At 35.9% G+C, this 18,140-nt stretch carries 13 protein-coding genes, 1 tRNA gene and 1 pseudogene; 9 read left to right on the top strand and 6 right to left on the bottom strand.

All coding sequences use genetic code 11. The features are described 5' to 3' along the window. Window positions 1-111 precede the first annotated feature (111 nt). The 3 genes from tkt (at window position 112) to gatC (ending at window position 3,485) form a co-directional block, all read left to right on the top strand. Window positions 112-2,076, top strand: a complete 1,965-nt coding sequence (tkt, locus tag wTKK_RS00180) for a transketolase (RefSeq protein ID WP_407511472.1) — start codon at window positions 112-114, stop codon at window positions 2,074-2,076. Between the two features lie 145 nt (window positions 2,077-2,221). Next, window positions 2,222-3,142, top strand: coding sequence for a ribose-phosphate diphosphokinase (locus wTKK_RS00175; RefSeq protein ID WP_407511471.1), 921 nt, complete (start codon window positions 2,222-2,224; stop codon window positions 3,140-3,142). Further along, entirely contained in the window at window positions 3,132-3,485 is a 354-nt protein-coding gene (gene gatC, locus wTKK_RS00170) for an Asp-tRNA(Asn)/Glu-tRNA(Gln) amidotransferase subunit GatC (RefSeq protein WP_407511470.1), read from the top strand. Before wTKK_RS00175 ends, gatC begins: the two co-directional genes overlap by 11 nt. Before the next feature lie 38 nt (window positions 3,486-3,523). Here the strand turns inward: gatC and wTKK_RS00165 are convergent, their stop codons facing one another. From wTKK_RS00165 to wTKK_RS00150, 4 genes are all read right to left on the bottom strand, one after another. Continuing rightward, on the bottom strand, window positions 3,524-4,780 hold the full coding sequence (locus wTKK_RS00165; protein ID WP_407511566.1) for a protein TolB: 1,257 nt from the start codon (window positions 4,778-4,780) through the stop codon (window positions 3,524-3,526). A 446-nt stretch (window positions 4,781-5,226) separates the two neighbouring features. Beyond that, entirely contained in the window at window positions 5,227-6,861 is a 1,635-nt protein-coding gene (locus wTKK_RS00160) for a ribonuclease J (protein ID WP_407511469.1), read from the bottom strand. A 170-nt stretch (window positions 6,862-7,031) separates the two neighbouring features. Continuing rightward, window positions 7,032-8,150: a molecular chaperone DnaJ gene (gene dnaJ / locus wTKK_RS00155; RefSeq protein WP_407511468.1), complete on the bottom strand. Its 1,119-nt coding sequence runs from the start codon at window positions 8,148-8,150 to the stop codon at window positions 7,032-7,034. 82 nt (window positions 8,151-8,232) lie between these two features. After that, window positions 8,233-8,310: transfer RNA gene (locus tag wTKK_RS00150), tRNA-Arg, on the bottom strand. Window positions 8,311-8,666: 356 nt separating this feature from the next. Here wTKK_RS00150 and wTKK_RS00145 point away from each other — a divergent pair. Continuing rightward, window positions 8,667-8,882, top strand: a complete 216-nt coding sequence (locus wTKK_RS00145; protein ID WP_407511467.1) for a hypothetical protein — start codon at window positions 8,667-8,669, stop codon at window positions 8,880-8,882. A 279-nt stretch (window positions 8,883-9,161) separates the two neighbouring features. On the opposite strand, the gene wTKK_RS00140 is transcribed toward wTKK_RS00145, so the two are convergent. Further along, window positions 9,162-12,248 (bottom strand): phosphoribosylformylglycinamidine synthase subunit PurL, encoded by a 3,087-nt coding sequence (locus wTKK_RS00140; protein ID WP_407511466.1) that lies wholly within the window; start codon window positions 12,246-12,248, stop codon window positions 9,162-9,164. Window positions 12,249-12,356: 108 nt separating this feature from the next. Between wTKK_RS00140 and wTKK_RS00135 the strand changes: the two genes are divergently transcribed. The 5 genes and pseudogenes from wTKK_RS00135 to fumC all read left to right on the top strand — a co-directional run bounded on the left by wTKK_RS00135 (window position 12,357) and on the right by fumC (window position 17,660). After that, complete coding sequence (locus wTKK_RS00135; RefSeq protein WP_407511465.1) at window positions 12,357-15,275, top strand: PD-(D/E)XK nuclease family protein; 2,919 nt, start codon at window positions 12,357-12,359, stop codon at window positions 15,273-15,275. An 84-nt stretch (window positions 15,276-15,359) separates the two neighbouring features. Beyond that, window positions 15,360-15,590, top strand: a complete 231-nt coding sequence (locus tag wTKK_RS00130; protein WP_407511464.1) for a hypothetical protein — start codon at window positions 15,360-15,362, stop codon at window positions 15,588-15,590. A 12-nt stretch (window positions 15,591-15,602) separates the two neighbouring features. Beyond that, window positions 15,603-15,854 (top strand): annotated as a pseudogene (locus wTKK_RS00125) (ankyrin repeat domain-containing protein); the annotation flags it as partial. Window positions 15,855-15,860: 6 nt separating this feature from the next. Further along, window positions 15,861-16,082, top strand: coding sequence for a hypothetical protein (locus tag wTKK_RS00120; RefSeq protein WP_407511463.1), 222 nt, complete (start codon window positions 15,861-15,863; stop codon window positions 16,080-16,082). Window positions 16,083-16,271: 189 nt separating this feature from the next. Beyond that, window positions 16,272-17,660 (top strand): class II fumarate hydratase, encoded by a 1,389-nt coding sequence (fumC, locus tag wTKK_RS00115; protein ID WP_407511462.1) that lies wholly within the window; start codon window positions 16,272-16,274, stop codon window positions 17,658-17,660. Between the two features lie 20 nt (window positions 17,661-17,680). On the opposite strand, the gene wTKK_RS00110 is transcribed toward fumC, so the two are convergent. Next, window positions 17,681-18,064: a hypothetical protein gene (locus wTKK_RS00110; protein WP_407511461.1), complete on the bottom strand. Its 384-nt coding sequence runs from the start codon at window positions 18,062-18,064 to the stop codon at window positions 17,681-17,683. Window positions 18,065-18,140 lie beyond the last annotated feature (76 nt).

Below are 18,140 nucleotides of genomic sequence, written 5' to 3'. Positions count from 1 at the left end.
AAAAATTCTCATAATCTAACTGTAAATTGTTAATGATTTTAACATTAAGTGTCAACTTGTTTTTGCCACTATGATATAGTATACTTCACTTTTAAGTTTTCCTATTAACACATGAATCATCTACTACTAAAATCCATGGCAAATGCTGTCCGCTTTTTATCAATTGATGCGGTACAAAAAGCAAATTCTGGACATCCAGGTATGCCACTTGGCATGGCAGATATTGCCACTGTATTATTTGCTAAATATCTAAACCATAACCCTGATTATTCTCAATGGATAAGTAGAGATCGTTTCGTCCTATCAAATGGTCACGGTTCGATGCTGCAATACTCTATATTATATCTGACAGGCTATATTAGTATAGATGAACTAAAAAACTTTAGGCAACTTACATCAAAAACTCCAGGTCACCCAGAATTTGGCTTAACTTCCGGTATAGAAGCAACAACAGGCCCGCTTGGTCAGGGATTTGCCACTGCTGTTGGCATGGCACTTGCTGAATCGATTCTTGCAAAGCAGTTTGAAATCAGTCACTACACTTACGTAATGCTAGGAGATGGTTGTCTTATGGAAGGTATAAGCCATGAAGCAGCGTCCCTTGCTGGGCATCTTAAATTAAATAAGCTGATAGCACTTTTTGACGACAATGACATCTCTATAGACGGCTCTACTAGCCTCTCTTGCTCTGATGATGTAGAAAAGCGTTTTTCAGCGTATGGATGGAATGTTGACAAAATCGATGAGCATGACTTTGATGCTATATCCCTCTCAATAGAGCAGGCGCAAGAGTCTGATAAACCTACACTAATCTGTTGCAAAACTATTATCGGAAAATTTTCGAGCCGTGCTGGCACATCTTCTGCTCATAGTGGTGCCTTTACAGAGGAAGATGTAAAACAGATGAGAGAAAAATTGAATTGGAACTATGAACCATTTTATGTACCAGAAGATGTGAAAAACGCTTGGATGGAAACAGTTAAGAGGGCAAAACAAAACTATACATCCTTGATCAATGAAGAACTACAAAGAAGACTTGAGAAACGTTTGCCGAATAACATCGAGAGTGATTTGGCTAACCTGAAGAGACAAATATGTGGGCTCATGCCAAACGAAGCTACTCGATCTTCTTTCGGCAGAGTAATGGAACTATTAACTAAGTCTATGCCAGAACTAATTGGTGGCTCTGCTGATCTTACCGGTTCAAATTGTACTAAATATAAGCACATGCAGGCAATAGATAGTGATAATTATGGTGGCTCTTATGTACACTATGGAGTGAGAGAGCACGCTATGGCAGCTTGTATGAATGGTATGGCTCTTCATGGTGGAATTATTCCTTATGGTGGAACTTTTTTAGTATTTTCCGATTACTGCCGACCTGCTATACGTCTTTCAGCTTTGATGAAACAGCAGGTTATATATGTAATGACTCATGACTCAATTGGAGTAGGGGAGGATGGTCCAACTCACCAGCCAATAGAGCATTTAGCTTCTCTGAGAGCTATACCAAATCTGTATGTTTTTAGGCCAGCAGATGCAATTGAAACTTTGGAGTGCATTAGCATTGCACTTGAAAAAAAAGAGTCACCTGCACTATTTGCACTTTCAAGGCAAAATATTAATTACATGCACTCTTATACTGACCAATTGGCCAACCTATCAAAATTGGGTGCATATATACTATGCGAATATTCAGGGAAGCTAGAAGTGACGATATTTGCTACCGGATCTGAAGTTGAAATTGCAGTTGAGGCAAGAGAAAAATTACAGGAAAAAGGTGTAGGTACAAGGGTCATTTCTATGCCGTGTTGGAGGCTTTTTGACGAGCAAAGTGATGAATATAAAGGGGTGGTATTAAATAATGACAGCATCAAAGTTGCAATTGAAGCTGGAAGTGAAGTGGGTTGGCATAAATATGTAGGCTCAAACGGTATATTTATTGGCATGAAAAATTTTGGAGAATCAGCACCTTATGAAGCTCTTTATAAGCATTTTAATATTAGCGCTGATTATGTAGTAAAATGTGTTTGTGAAAACGCTTTTTATCATTCCACTGCCCATAAAATTACTTAATGAACTCAGCCAGTACCGTTCTTATGATAAGAAAGCTAGTGAAATGTTTCGAGTAACTTTTTTTTCTATGAGCTACTTGACGGCAAAAATAAAGTTTTAATCATTCCATGGTTTCTGTATAATTTTCAAAACTTAATTGATATATATGAAGATAATAATAGGTAGCGCTAGTAAACAATTAGGAGATTTAATAGCAAGTGGGCTAAATGCTCAGCTATTTCCTACTCAGGTGTCAAGATTTGCTGATGGTGAGGTAAATGTAGAAGTAGCAAATGATCTACGTGATCAAGAGGTATACGTAGTACAATCTATTTCTTCCCCTGTAAATGATAACCTTGTGGAGCTTCTTCTTACAATTGATGCAGCAAAGAGGTCAGGAGCCAAGAGAATAACAGCTATTATTCCTTATTACGTATACAGTAGGCAGGATAGGGTTATTGAAAACAATAATATGCGATCTGCTTTAAGTGCTAAATTAGTTGCGAATCTTATTCAAACTGCAGGTGCAAATAGCGTTGCTGCTATTGATTTGCATTCAAGTCAAATTGAAGGTTTTTTTGATATATCAGTTACTAATTTAAGCTGTTTTGAAGTATTTGTTAACTCTATATACAAGGAGAATTTGGCAGTAGTTGCGCCTGATGTTGGAGCAATTGGAAGGGCTCGTACTTTTGCAAAGATTTTAGAGGAAAAATACAAGTTAGATAATGATATTGTTGTAGTAGATAAATACAGAGAAAAAGCAGGTACGTCTGAGGTAATGAATGTAATCGGAGAAGTTGCAAACAAAAATTGCGTCATTGTTGATGATATAGTTGACTCTGGCGGAACATTATTTAATGCAGCTCTTGCTTTAAAAAACCGAGGAGCAAAGTCTGTAGTTTCGTGCATTACACATGGAATACTTTCAGGAAATGCAGTTGAGAAAATCTCTTCCTCTTCTCTGGATAAATTAGTAATTACGGACACCGTATTTCACAAATTTGAAAAAAATGATAAGATAGAGGTTGTTTCAATTGCAAATATTTTAATTTCCTTTGTGCAAGGAGGTAAAAGTGCCAGCTAGATCAACAGAAGATGTTATCACTTTGTTAATAGAATTTGCAAATAAGAGAAAAATAACAATTACTAAAGAAGAAATGCTTAAAACTGCACAGCTTGTGAGGATTAAGTTATCCGATGATGAGATTCAATACTACTCAAAAGAACTGACAATGCTGGATTGGATACATGATACTTTGTTGAAAGTTAATACTGAAGGTATTTCTCCTATGCGTTATGGAACTATAGATAAGGACATCCATGTACGTGATGATATTATAAATTCTCAAAACATTAAAGAAGAAATATTATCCAATACAAAATCGGAGCATGGGTATTTCGTAGTACCGAAGGTTATAAACGATTAAGATAAAGCAAGATTTATACCGATTTTGTAGATCTACTTTCAAAAATAAGACCAATCTGGTAAAGAAGCATTCGTTGGAGTAAAAACCATTTTTTGATTTTTCTTTACTAAATCTACTAAATATAATTTAGAGTTGCTTGGTGATTCTGCGTTAGTAAAGATAATTTCTCTGCCATTTGGTAGCCATGCCGGAGATTCAATTTTATGTCCCTCTGAAAGCAAGCGCTCTTCTTTGCCATCTGGCTTCATAACTCCTATATAAAATTTTCCTGACTGAATTTTTGTAAAAGCTATCAGATCTCCTTTTGGCGACCAAACAGGTGTAGCATATCTTCCATTTCCAAAACTAATTCTCTTGGGTTTTTTGCTTTTTTTAGTGAAATCTATGATATATAGTTGCTGACTTCCACTTATATCAGAACTAAAAACCATGTACTTTTGATCTGGAGACAAAGAGGGAGAAGTACTTATAGCTGAACCTTTAGTAATTTTTTTTGTTCGTTTACTGCTTAAGTCTAGAGATAATATATTTGTTTCACCACTCAATGAGTGGGAAATAAAAAGAGATTTACCATCAGGAGAAAATCTTGGTGCAGAAATAACTCCTTCAAATGCGCTGATTATTGATTCAGTGTTATCTTTTAAATTTTTTAATATTATATAACTTTTACCATTTGTGTATGAGATATAAACAATACCCTTTCCATTTGGTGAAAATCTTGGTGTTGACACAAATTCCTCACCATTTGTTAAGTACTTTATATTACTTCCATCTTGATTCATCACAGCAATTTTACGGAGGGATTTGTAATTGCTATCTTTTTCTTCAGCGATATATGTAATTTTTGTATTGAAATGCCCTTTCTCACCAATTAATCTGTCATGTATCACATCTGAAACAAGATGACTAATTTTCCTCCAGTCTTTTACTAGAAAAACAACCGACTGAGTAAGTAATTCTCTGTTTGTAAAGCTTTCAGATAAACGAAAAGATAGCTCTAAATTTCTGTTTGATACTTCACTTAAACTTACTGTGACTACAGCATCGCTTTTCCAAGACTCAACTTTCGTGTTACGTTTCACATTAAATAAGCCACAATTAGATAGATTTGTTTCAATTACTTTTGTGATGCTTTCACTTAGCTCACTTTCCACTTCTGTCTTGCATGCACATTTAGATACAACAAGATCAATATTACCAATATTGCTTTTTTTTATATCAACATATAAAACAGCTTTTGTGGAATAAGGAATAAATAATGAAATAAATAACACCAGCTGAACGAATAGCTTCATTAGATTTCTTGCATTACCTCCTGTCATCTCAGCAAATGGCTTACTTTTGAAGTTAAACTGCATGACAGTAGAATAAATCAATTTCTGCAGTACTTGACACTGGAATCCAGAAATTTGACTGCAAGTAAGTGCACTGAGGTGGCAAGCATAAAAGTAGCTGTTTTATTCTAAAATAAACGTCTTTGACAAGGTTGTATGAAAAACCGGATTCCAGTGTCAGAGCACTGGGATGACACTCTACTGGTGGAGATTGCTCTAAAACTACAATGTTTCCCTGGGCGTTGAGATCGAACCCTTCTGGTAGATTAAAATCACAATGTTTGTATAGTTGTGTGATCTGACACTGATTTTTTTTCACGGATTCCAGTATTGCATGCTGAAATAACATCAAAGAATACATTGTTAACCTCTTACTCAAATAATGGTTAATAAAAAGAGGTATATTTCTATACCTGTTCTATTTGGACTTCAATTATAGGTCTTTTTAGTAAATATTCCTTTAAGATACTAAATATTGAACTTTCAATCTTATTTCTTATTTTTTTTATCGGTTGTGGACTAAATGCTGACTCAACCTTCTCTATGATCTTTCGCATAATGGCTGCATCTTCTTGCGCTTCGAAAACACCAGGTGCAAATACTTTTGGCTTAGCAAGCAATTTGTTTTTCTTACTCACAATTGCTGTTACTACAATAACCCCAGCATCTCTCATTCTCTCACGCATCTTTATAACGCTGCATTCTGGATGGCGTAGCAACGTACCATCAATACCAAAGTAGTCAACATCAATTGAACTAACTTTTTCTCCATTCTCCAAATTAACAATATCACCTGGTGCAATCATTATTGCTCTTTTCACACCACACTCTTTAGCGAACTTTACATGTGCATCCGTATGAATATACTCACCATGAACTGGAATAGCTATCTTAGGTTTTATCAAAGAATACATTTCCCTTAGCTCTGCTTTTACTGGATGTCCGGAAGCATGAACATTCTCTGTTTTTTCAGTAATAACTTCCACTTCCATCTTAATAAAGGCATTGAGCATATTATGTGCACGAGTTTCATTGCCAGGAATGATTTTTGATGAAAAGATTATGGTATCACCTTGCTGCATTTTAAATGCTTGATGACTCTTATTAGCAAGCCTTGAGGTTGCTGCCAGTGGCTCACCTTGACAACCTGTGCAAAGTAGCACCAGCTTTTCCCTTGGAAAATTTACTGCCTCCTTTTCTTCTAGAAACTTAGGAGAATCAGTTAAATAACCACTATCCTGAGCAACTTTCACTATTCTCCATAAAGATCTGCCAAGTAAAGCTACTTTTCTATTTAGTGCTTGTGCAGCTTTAGCGATAGTCTCAATCCGCGCCACATTTGAGGCAAATAGCGATACAGCAATCAATTTTTTAGACCGCTTTATTATATTGTAAATATTATCATAAATTTCACTTTCTGATTCAGGGTCGTGCTTGCCCAGTATGTTTGTTGAATCACAAATTGCTGCAAGTAGATCACCTTTATCGCCAATTTCTTTTAAACGCTCTATATTAGAAATTAATCCAACAACAGGTTTTGGATCAAATTTCCAGTCCCCAGTATGAAGTGCACTACCTGCTTCAGTGCTAATTAATATTGAATTTGCCTCAGGAATTGAGTGAGTTACATTTATAAACTCAACGGTAAAAGGACCCAAATTTATGCTGCCATTTATGTCTACCTCTTTCACAGGTACCACACCTTCCAATCTAAACTCCTTTAGTTTCTCCTTGAGAAAATTAACTGTAAACTTTGTTGTATATATGGGACATTGCAAATCTTCCCATAGATGAGGCACTGCACCACAGTGATCTTCATGTGCATGTGTAATTATTATTCCAAGCAAATCTTTTTTTCTTTGAGCAATAAAATCCACATCAGCAATGAGTAGCTCAACACCTGGCATAGTTTCATCTGCAAAACCGATACCAAGGTCGATCATAATCCACTTGCCTTGATAATGATATAGGCTAACGTTCATCCCAATCCTTCCTACTCCTCCAAGAGGAAGAAATAAAAACTCATTTTTGTTTATGTTCATTAATTTTAAATTATTAAAATGCGAGGATAGCAAAACTTCTACCTTAAATAAAGGAATTTATCACTTTTGCATAACTTAAAAAAAATCTTTTCACTAAAAGAGAAGGCTTTCAAGTTGGTCAAAAGAATTAAGTATAGACAGCTACCTCTTTATATCATTTAGCAAATTTCTCATTTTTTTTTTACTTTTCCAAAGAATCCTTCAGATTTCTGCTCTACACTTTCATGTTCCTCTTCCTCAAGCGCTTTCAATAGCTCAATCTGCTTTTGGGTTAAATTCTTTGGATTTAAAGTCTCAACTATTACCTGTACGTATAAATCACCACGAGCATGTGAGTTCATATATGGCATACCCTTTTCCCTACAACGTAGTTTGGTACCAGTTTGAGTGCCTTCAGGGACCTTTACTTTTATTTTAGCTCCATCAATTGACTGAATATCGATTTCACCACCAAGTACTGCTAGTGTCATTCTTATAGGCACTTTACAGTGTAAATCTGCCCTATTGCGAGTGAAGATCTGATGAGTAGCTATTTTTACAAATACGTATAAATCTCCGCTTTTTCCACCTCTTGCTCCAGCTTCTCCTTTACCACTGACCCTTACCTTAGCTCCTTCTTCTATGCCTTTTGGAATTGAAACGGAGATATTTACTTCATCTCTTTTACGCCCACTTCCACTGCATTTCTTACATTTATTTTGTATTATTTCTCCTTCCCCACAGCATGTAGTACACGTTCTTTCAATGGTAAAAAAGCCCTGTTGAGTTCTAATTCTACCGCTTCCCTGGCATGTGTTGCACTGAACCGGTTTGATTGCTCCTTCGCTACCTGTGCCTTGGCATGTATTACATTTTATATTTGTCACATAATGTATAGGTGCTTGCATTCCTTTAAATGCATCTTCTAAGGTAATTTTAAGATCGTAGCGCAGATCTGATCCAGATACTCCTGTTGTACTTCTTTTTGTCCTTGACCTACTTGTACTGCCGCCGAATCCTCCACCGAAAAAATCGTTAAATATATCGCTAAAATCCCCTCCAGCTTGGCTGAAATCAAATCCACCGGAAGCACCATCGTGACCATAACGATCATAACCTGCTCTTTTTTCAGAGTCAGATAGAACTTCATATGCAGCTGTTACTTCTTTAAATTTTTCCTCTGCTTCCTTATTACCAGGATTTCTGTCAGGATGATATTCTAATGCTAGTTTTTTATATGCTTTTTTTATCTCGTCAGTACTAGCATTTCTACTCACTCCTAGCAGATCATAAAAGTCTTTTTTGTTCATATATAATAGCTCAGTATTTTACCATTAGAGATAGGTATTACACATATGAATTTCAAGCATGACCTCTATTTCCTACAAAATATGGTGCACCCTGAGCGACTTGAACGCCCGACCTTTTGATCCGTAGTCAAATGCTCTAATCCAACTGAGCTAAGGGTGCTCGCACAAAGTTGACTTTAACAGATTTTATAGCTTATTTCAATTGGTTTAGCTAAAAATAAAACTCTTATCATGTATGAAACCTGTAAGAAATTGTACTAGCTTTCTTAAAGGATAACTTAAGTTAACAGTTTCCAATTACTTTGATTTTAGAAGCGCTATCCGAATAAGAGCTTTTCACATTATACTGCCAAGCTGCTAACAAATAGCGGAATGACGGTTATAGTTAAATCTAAGCTATTTTGGCTATATCAGAAGACGGGTTATGCAGAAACCTTAAAATACTTCTTGCTTGCCAAGGAGAATAAATACATTCCTATAAACAAGCAGATACTCAATATCGATGCATAGGAAAACTTGAAAATTAAATCTTCAATATATATTGGTAAGCATTTACCTGCAGAAATTCTGTATAGCAATCCAACACAAATAATCGTACTACCAATGACCAATACTGTAATTAAAGTGATAAATTTGCCATATGAAAATTCAATTTCGACTTTAATTCTTCAAAAACAACTATGCTTGAGAGAAGAGAGATTAAAATTGCAGTATATAGAGCCAATATCATAAAACTAAAATTTTGCAATTTAAAAAGATAGCATATCACTGTACACACTATTAAACTGTAAGTAGCTTTGCTTCTACCATGACACTCAACCATTGAGTTCACAACTAAAGTAGCCCCCACAAATAAGGTAGCGCATATCATTAATTTATTTGAAGTGCTAAGTAAAGAAAGACTGATAAGCAAGAGCATTGATAAAATGCACATAGTCACCTACCAAAATTTTATAACATGCATTTATTTTAATCAGACATTACACATAATGAAAAATTTGTCTAGCGTAATCAAAAGTTATTTAAACTAGTACCTAAGTCTTTCAAATCTATTCTTATAATATCCTTTATATTGAGAGCTTTCTCCTTTGTCACTTTTCCAATACATGAAAAAACTATACCTTTAAACAATTCTTCAAACTTCCGCTGATTTTGTGGGGCAATGGTTACTAATATTCTACTTTGCGATTCAGAAAACATTATTATCTTGTTTATTATGTCTGTATTTTGTGTTTTTCCTATTGGTACTAGTGAAAGATCAATTTCAGCACCAAGGTCTCCTGCAATTAGCGATTTTGCCAGAGCAATAATTAAGCCGCCTAAGTTTGGTGCAATTGCAGAGACAATTATGCCATCTTTTATTGCCTGGTTGTAACGTTCATACAACTTCCTAGCGCTCTTTGCATTAACTTTTGGCACGTTGTTATTATCTATTCCACTATACAACTGATATTCAGATTTACCAAGCTCATCGTGGGTTGTACCAAGCACATATATCAAGTCCCCTGGCATTTTCACATCAAGCGATACCGCATTTTCAATATTGTCTATAACTCCAATTGCTGAAATGAGTAGTGAAGGTGGTGCAGATATCATCACTTTCTCGCCATTTTCATCATATCCCTTAAAGTCATTAAACATACTATCTTTTCCGGATATAAATGGCGTTTTAAATGCAGTTGCAAAGTCGTAACAAGCCTCTGCAGCTCTCTTTAGTTGCCACAGCCTTTCTGGATTATAAGCATCACACCAGCAAAAATTGTCGAGCAACGCTAGATGATTTATATTTCCTCCTGCAGCTACGTAGTTGCGTATTGCAGTGTCAATTGCACATGCTGCCATGTGATAAGTGTCAATTTCTCCATAACTTGAGCCAAATCCCTGCGATTTTACAACACCTTTGTTTGAAGAAAGGACTGGCCTCGAGACAACAGCTTCACTGCACACTCTTCCCTTGCCTTGCAGTGGTTTCAGTATTGACGATCCTTGAACCTCATGGTCATATTGCACCACTATAAACTCTTTGCTGCGTATGTTTGGTCTGCTTAGCATTTCTTTTAGTGCAAAGGTGTCATTCCAGTGCTTGACACTTGAATCTATCTCAAGCTCAACTCTGCCATCGCACGTATTTTCACATAAAGTTTTAGATTTATTTGCAGACAAAGCCTGCTGGATTCCAGTGTCAAGCACTGGGATAACAGGAGAGAATTCTGGAATGACAGCATATGGGTTAGATTTTCCAAACCATGGCTTTGTCTGTAAATGCATTTTAGGATTACCATCATGCAGAAATTCAGTTTCGATGTCCATTATTACTGCCCCTGGGGGACATTTAACAACGGCTTTGCCACTTTTGTTGAATTCTCCAATTACACAGACCTCCACATCATGTGTTTTCATGATTTGCTTAAACGCAGGAAGATTTTCTTCTGGCACTGCTAAGGTCATTCTCTCTTGTGATTCTGATATCCATATTTCCCACGGAGCCATACCATCGTTTTTAAGGAGAACCTTGCTCAAATCAACTTCAAATCCGTCTTTTCCCATTTCACCAATGGACGATGATAGACCGCCTGCTCCATTATCCGTTATTGCATTATAAAGACCAAGATCTCTTGCTTTTACGACGGCGTTGGATAATTTTTTTTGTGTTATAGGATCACCAATTTGCACAATTGTTGAAGGGCTATTTCCCGACAATGCCTCTGAAGAAAAAGTTGCACCGTGAATTCCGTCCCTTCCAACTCTTCCACCAATAATGACGATTTTATCACCGTTTTTGGGTTCTTTTATGTGTGAAGGTGCATTATTTATATTCCGTGGAATAATTCCGATGCTTCCAACAAAAACTAATGGCTTTCCACAGAATCTATCGTCAAAGTATACCGATCCAAGTTGCGTTGGAATACCGGAGCAATTACCAGCAACATTAACACCGTGAATCACTTCTTTCATTATATATTTTGGTGGTAAGATTTTATCAGTACGCTCTTTATCTCTATAAAGTTTGCCTTTTGATTCTTTGGCAAAGCAAAAGTAATAAGTATTCATGATAGGTTCTGCACCTTTGCCAAAACCGACTATATCTCGATTAACTCCAAGCACTCCAGTCATTGCTCCACCGAACGGATCGAGAGCTGAAGGACTATTGTGAGTTTCAACTTTATCTACAATCAAGTAATCGTCATCAAAAATTATTCCTCCTGCGTTGTCGGAGAAAACTGACACGCATATGTTAGAATTTATCTCACGCGTTGCACGCTTAATATAATGAGCATATAGACCATCTTTTATTTCATCAATAGGGGAGCAAAAAATATTGTGTTTACAATGTTCAGACCAAGTCTGTGCCAGAGACTCAATTTCAATATCATATGGATTTCTACCGAGTTTTTCAAAGTAATCCTTTATAGCTTTCATTGCTGCCAGCGAGAGCCCTAACGTGCCATTACCATCGATTCCATCTCTGCTGATTTTTTCGAGCTCTTGGTCACTTACATTGAGTTTGACAGATTTTGCTCCATTATTACCTGGTGTCATCCCAGTGCTTGACACTGGAATCCATTCTTTTTTTTCCTGGTCACGCGCTGTAATGACACCAGGTGGGGTATTTGGTTTACTGTAATACTTCCAATGGCAATTGCCGTTTTCTTTATAGACAAGTGTGCAATATTCAGTAATAGGATTGAATTCCTGTTTTATGTCATCTTCGGTTGGAAAACCTCCTTGACTTAGAATAAATTTTGAACTTCTTGCCTTGATAGAGACACTTTCATCAATGTGGCCTTTGCTCATTAGATATTCTCTAACAATTTGTTTTGCCGTGTTTCCTACGTTATCGGTCATGCCAGGTAAAAAGCTTATCTCCAAGCCCCATTTTGCTTGTGATTCTATGAAGTTATATTGAACTTTTTCAAGGTTTTCATTGTAGGAATAATAACGGCAGTCTTGTATGACTTGATTATAAAATAGCCCACAAATTTCTTCATGTAATTTTGATGGTAATTCTTTGTTTATGTAAATCAAGTAAACATTAACCACCCTTCTGCGTCCAACTTGTTCACATTTATTAAAAACTTCTATTCTGATGTTTGCCATGTAATATTGTAAAAGACTTTAATATATCATAGCATGAGAAACTACGAGCACATTTATATTTTAAATAATTTCTATACAATAAAAGTGTTGTATTAATTGTTACTGTTAGTGGGAAGAGTTTTTACTGTTGATGTGAATGAGTCCCTTTTTGATGTTCTGGTTCAGCACATATTTTCTGAATATGAAAGAGAAAAAATTCCCGAGATAAAGATCATACTGCCCTGCAAGAGGGATGTGATAGCATTGCTGAGTGCATTTAAGAATTACAGAACTATAATTTTGCCAGAGATAGTTTCACTAGAAAACATTGATGAAGAAGATTTAATATTAAATCTTGATAGAGTTAAAGTTATTAACCCGACAAAGAGAACGCTGCTACTCATTCAATTTATATTGGAGTGGAATAAAAAACACGATGATAGTTTTCCAATAGATCTAGTTTACAGTTTGCCGTCATTACTTCAATATACCCAAATAGCGGATTGTTATCAGCTTGATGAGCATTCGAAGAAAATGGAGAATTTCATAAACTTACTTATCAAAACTTGGAGTAACACTTTAAAAAATTTAGGAGTAGTAGATATACTAAAGCATAAGAGTGACTACATAAACAATATGATAGCCTCCCTGAAGAAAGATCAGCATATAATCTTTATTGGAATTGGAAAGGGGGAGATTTATAAGTTGTTGATTAAAGCTGTATATGACCTGCCATTTGGAAAGATAATTTTACCTAATCTGAATTTTAAAATTAAAGAGAAAGATTGGCAATCACTTGATAAAAAACATTATCAATATTGCCTGAAAGATCTGCTCGATTATTTAAGTATAGGCAGAGAGGATGTAAGTTTTCTGCCAGAAGCGTGTTCTGATGTCATTCCAGTTCCCAGACACTCGGATCCAGAAAACTTAACTTTAAATGAGTGCACCAGGTGGCTGTACAATAGAAACTGGATTCCAGTATCAAGCACTGGAATGACGTCATCTACTACTCAAATTACCTGCAAATTACAATGTTCGTACACTAAAAACCAGAGGGCTGGGATGACAGGCAGTCCTGAACTAGATTATGTCTTTGATACGACTGCCGATCTAAGCAAAGTTAGTAATGGATATATTGGCAATATTGAAGTCATCACTTGTGATTCCAGAGAGGAAGAAGCACAGGTGACGTCACTAATTATGGAGAATGAAGGTTATGAAAACGTTTCTTTGTTTGTTTTTGATAAATTACTTGCAGTTCGTATGGTGTGCCCCATATCGAAAAACTATTCTTATGTGACGCTTCTGCTTTATAGTATTGAGATTTTGAACTCGAAATGGAACGGTGTGGCATTGCTTTCTCTTCTTAAACATAGGCTAGTGACTTTTGGTTACGCTCAAGAAGAGTACACTCGTATTTTATCTGAGTTTGAGATAGAAGTATTGCGTAGCTTTGATATAAATGGTCTTAAGGATATTATCAACGCTATTGGTACTTGTAAAAAGCTAAGATATAAAGAAGATATATTAATTATTATCAGTAGATTAGAAACTATATTTAATCTTTTACTTAATCTTATAAATTATACTATTTCTAATATAGCAGCAGCTCATTTACAGTGTGTTAATGTGCTTTCTAATGTGAATTTTCTAGAGCTAAATGGTGAAATAGGTAATTTTACTCGTGATTTCTTAAATGCATGTGACGGTATAGCAATTGAGTGTTCCTTAGAGTTATATAGTCAAATCCTGATATTATTTTTAAAAAGGAAGTTTTTTTCTCCAGAAAATAACTTTGATAAATTTAGCTTATATCAAAATAAAGTTGTAATACTTGCTGGATTTAATGATATACCAAATTTTCAGAATCCGTTTTTGAGTGCACTGAATAGAGAAAAATTTAACCTTCCTTCTGTGCAAGAAGAGCAAGGGTACTTTTTGTATACTTTGCGCAATTTATTTGGTGCCGGCAAGGTTTATATTATGAGGCTAGTGAGTGATAGAAAATCAATTCTATTGCGCCGTTTGGAGTTTCTGTTACAAGAACCAAAATATCCTTATCGCAATTGGCTAAGAATATTAAATACACCTGAGTGCATTGTTCCATGTACTCAGCCTATGCCAAAACCTCAAGCCAAAGTCAGAGAAGAAAAAATGCAAGTGATGTCTTGCAGTGCGGTAGAAAAACTGATTCGTAACCCTTATTCATTTTATGTTGAATACATACTGAACCTTAGACAGTTGAAAGACTTAAATTTTAAGCCATCGATATTGGAGTTTGGCACTATGGTACACAATATTTTTGCAAGATATTTACGCAACGAAAAGTCGCTGATGAGTACTGCACAAGAAATATTCTCGTCTAATCGATTCCACTTTTCAAATATGTGGTGGGTAAGGTTGCAGAGGATAATTCAATCTTTTGTTGAGTTTGATAGGACTAGAAACAATCAAGTTGAGTTGGAGAAGAGCTTTTCCTATCCGATATTTCATATTCAAGCGTGTGACACACAACTGCGCGGATGCTGTACAACTTCCACTAAGAAGAAGGGTGTTATCCCAGTGCTTGACTACTTGGATCCAGAAATTTTGATTGCAAATGAACACACCAGACAAGTGTGTAATAAGAGCTGGTCAGATACTCGAATGACAGAAGAAATTTCACTGACAGCAAGATGTGATAGAGTTGAGTATCTACCAGGTGGGCAACTAGCAATTATAGACTATAAACTTGGTTCACCACCTTCCAATGAGGAAGTTATGTCAGGATTTTTCCCGCAATTAATTTTACAAGCTTTAGCAGTGGAATACACAACAAAAAAAGAAGTCTCGGAGCTTGCTTATTGGAAACTTGATTATGATAAAATAAAGGTTATTGCTTTGAAAGATTATAGAAAAAAAATGCATGAATTTCAGAGTATTCTACCAGATTTCTTATCTAATTATTTAAGAGATACTACTCCCTTCATTGCCTCTCCTTATTTTGATAAATTCCTGAGATTTAACAGCTACAAACAACTAGAAAGGATAGGGGAGTGGTTATAAATTATATCTACTCTCATCCAGATCAAAATAGCTGGTTGTACAGCTGGTTTACTAAGTGCAGTAGGAGAATTACTAGATTGTGATATGGACTCATCTTTGCTAGATTCAAACAACCATAAAAAAACACTAAAAAGTGATTCAATCAATCTTGATCGTTTCACAAGAGAACATGTAGAGCTTGAAGTAGAAATTGTTCCAGCACAATTAAACTTTAATACTCAAGAGTTACAACTCCCTAAACTAAAAACATTATCATTTGCACAAATGATTAATAATCATGCAGGATTATTTTCAGCTGCCAAAAATGGTCAATGAGAAACAGTAAGATACCTGATAGAAAAACAGAAAGAAGATATTAATTCAACAGATCACTATGAAAGAACTGCTCTAATGTGGGCTGCTGGAAGTGGCTATTTAGAGGCAGTAAAGTATCTGATAGAAACAGCAAAAGCAAATGTTAATGTGAAAGATGGCTATGAAAACACTGCTCTGAATTATGCTACTAGAAACGGGCATTTAGATGTAAAAGAATATCTGAAAGGTTACATACAAAAAGAACTGCGGAAGAAATACGTCTGAATTGGCGTGAGTGGTGCAATAGGTTATGTTGCCGGTATGACAATATCATGTTCTGCGGGAGCAGTGATTACAGTTTGTGCAGCATCAGCGACCGTTAGTCTAGCGTTAGGTGCAATGTTGGATTATATGATTGTAGAAGTAAAAAAAAAAGAGAAAGCAAACAAAGGTATAGCTTCTGCGCTTAAAGATGTTTTCACTATTCAAGCTCTAAGTGGAATAGCCTTATAGAGGGTGAAAGTAGGTTTATTGCTTAAGGTTGCATGATTGCCTTAATAACAATAAAAAATAATAGAAGCAAAAGATATGGCTTGAAAGTTTTCTAAGGTCTTCACTAAAAATGTCTCAACTTGACACTGAAATACAATTTGATTTATATAATCATATATGTAGGTAATATCAAACACTAGAATGAGGAATATGGATAAAAAAGCTAGAATAGAATCAGATAGCTTAGGAGAAGTAAGAGTACCAAGTGAACATTACTGGGGAGCGCAGACTCAGCGTTCTTTGGAAAATTTCAAAATTGGTACAGAGAAAATGCCAGAGTTTCTGATTAAAGCGCTAGCAATAGTAAAACTTGCAGCAGCACGTGTTAACATGAAGCAGGGTAGCATAGATAATAGAGTAGGGGATGCAATCTGCTCAGCTGCAAAGGAAATAATAGACGGTAAATTTAATAATCAATTTCCACTTGTTGTTTGGCAAACCGGGTCTGGAACTCAGACTAACATGAATATGAATGAAGTGATCAGCAATCGTGCAATAGAAATTTTGGGTGGTGATTTAGGTAGTAAGTCTCCAGTGCATCCAAATGATCATGTAAACTGTGGTCAGTCATCAAATGACACTTTTCCAACAGCAATGCATATAGCAGTAGCAGAGCAAATAAACCTCTTGCTTATTCCCAATCTTGAAGGATTATATAAAGCGCTAAATAATAAGGTTCATGAATTTAAAGATATAATAAAAGTAGGGCGTACTCATCTGCAAGATGCAACTCCTCTAACACTTGGGCAGGAATTTTCTGGCTATGCAGTTCAGATTAAAAAGGGAATAGAGAGAGTAAAGTCAACTCTGATCAATGTATATGAACTTGCACAAGGTGGCACCGCGGTTGGCACGGGAATCAATACTAAAAAGGGTTTTGCTGAGGATTTTGCTAAAGAAGTGGCAAAAATCACTAATTTTCCATTTATTTCAGCAAAAAATAAGTTTGAAGCACTAGCAGCAAATGATGCTCTAGTTGAGCTCAGTGGAGCACTCAATACAGTAGCAGTAAGCTTGATGAAAATTGCAAATGATATAAGGCTACTTGGTTCTGGTCCAAGATGCGGAATTGGAGAAATAATGTTACCAGAAAATGAGCCTGGCTCTTCAATCATGCCGGGTAAGGTGAATCCAACTCAATGCGAAGCGGTGACTATGGTATGTGCTCAAGTTATGGGAAATCATGTTGCCGTGACAATTGGTGGCTCAAATGGTCACTTTGAATTGAACGTGTTTAAGCCGGTGATAATTTACAATGTTTTGCAGTCTATAAGACTTTTAGCTGATGCAAGTTTAAATTTTGCAGAGAAATGCGTAGTTGATATTAAAGTAAACGAAGAAAGAATAAAGGATTTACTCAATCAGTCGTTAATGCTAGTTACTATATTAAATACGCATATAGGATATGACAATGCAGCAAAAATAGCGAAGCTTGCTTATAAAGAAAATATCACTCTAAAAGAAGCAGCAGCAAAACTTCAACTACTCACTGAGGAGGAGTTTGAAAGGATAGTGAAACCAGAGGAGATGGTAGGTTAAACTACCACCTTTTTTTGTCCCTAGTTATTGTGGTAATATGTATGGAACTTTTCTGGTTGCTCTACATATACCTCTTCTAAATCACTTAGAGCGTGGTCATTGTGATTAAAGCCATATCTCTTAACCATTTCATCTAGTGTAACAGAGCTTAGAGAGAAACTGAACTCTGGCAATGGATTCACATTTGAGGATTGCAGACTAGTTAATGGCTCTCCGCCATTTATTTGAGAGTCTAGGAAAGTTAGCTTACCTTCCAAGCTAGTATGTTCTTCTGGCACTGCACTATCATTAACTATTGAATCTTCTGGTACCATATTGCAGAATTGATTATGGAATTCAGCAAAACCCTCAAATGAAGGTACTGATATGCATTGGCGCTTTGCTAGTGGCTCCACTATGCACATTTCTTCTAATTCACATTCTGTAAGACTATTATACGCTGTAAAACACAAGTCTTGTGATCGCTGTTTTCCAGTTATT

The sequence above is a fragment of the Wolbachia endosymbiont of Trichogramma kaykai genome (genome assembly GCF_045765165.1).
Classification (GTDB): domain Bacteria; phylum Pseudomonadota; class Alphaproteobacteria; order Rickettsiales; family Anaplasmataceae; genus Wolbachia.
This window is presented reverse-complemented; position numbering and strand designations above follow the sequence as displayed.

Coding starts and splice junctions, on each gene's coding strand:
- tkt (WP_407511472.1), top strand. CDS start 112: ATGAATCATCTACTACTAAAATCCATGGCAAATGCTGTCCGCTTTTTA.
- dnaJ (WP_407511468.1), bottom strand. CDS start 8,150: ATGAACAAAAAAGACTTTTATGATCTGCTAGGAGTGAGTAGAAATGCT.
- wTKK_RS00165 (WP_407511566.1), bottom strand. CDS start 4,780: ATGAAGCTATTCGTTCAGCTGGTGTTATTTATTTCATTATTTATTCCT.
- wTKK_RS00160 (WP_407511469.1), bottom strand. CDS start 6,861: ATGAACATAAACAAAAATGAGTTTTTATTTCTTCCTCTTGGAGGAGTA.
- wTKK_RS00175 (WP_407511471.1), top strand. CDS start 2,222: ATGAAGATAATAATAGGTAGCGCTAGTAAACAATTAGGAGATTTAATA.
- wTKK_RS00130 (WP_407511464.1), top strand. CDS start 15,360: ATGGACTCATCTTTGCTAGATTCAAACAACCATAAAAAAACACTAAAA.
- wTKK_RS00110 (WP_407511461.1), bottom strand. CDS start 18,064: ATGTGCATAGTGGAGCCACTAGCAAAGCGCCAATGCATATCAGTACCT.
- wTKK_RS00140 (WP_407511466.1), bottom strand. CDS start 12,248: ATGGCAAACATCAGAATAGAAGTTTTTAATAAATGTGAACAAGTTGGA.
- fumC (WP_407511462.1), top strand. CDS start 16,272: ATGGATAAAAAAGCTAGAATAGAATCAGATAGCTTAGGAGAAGTAAGA.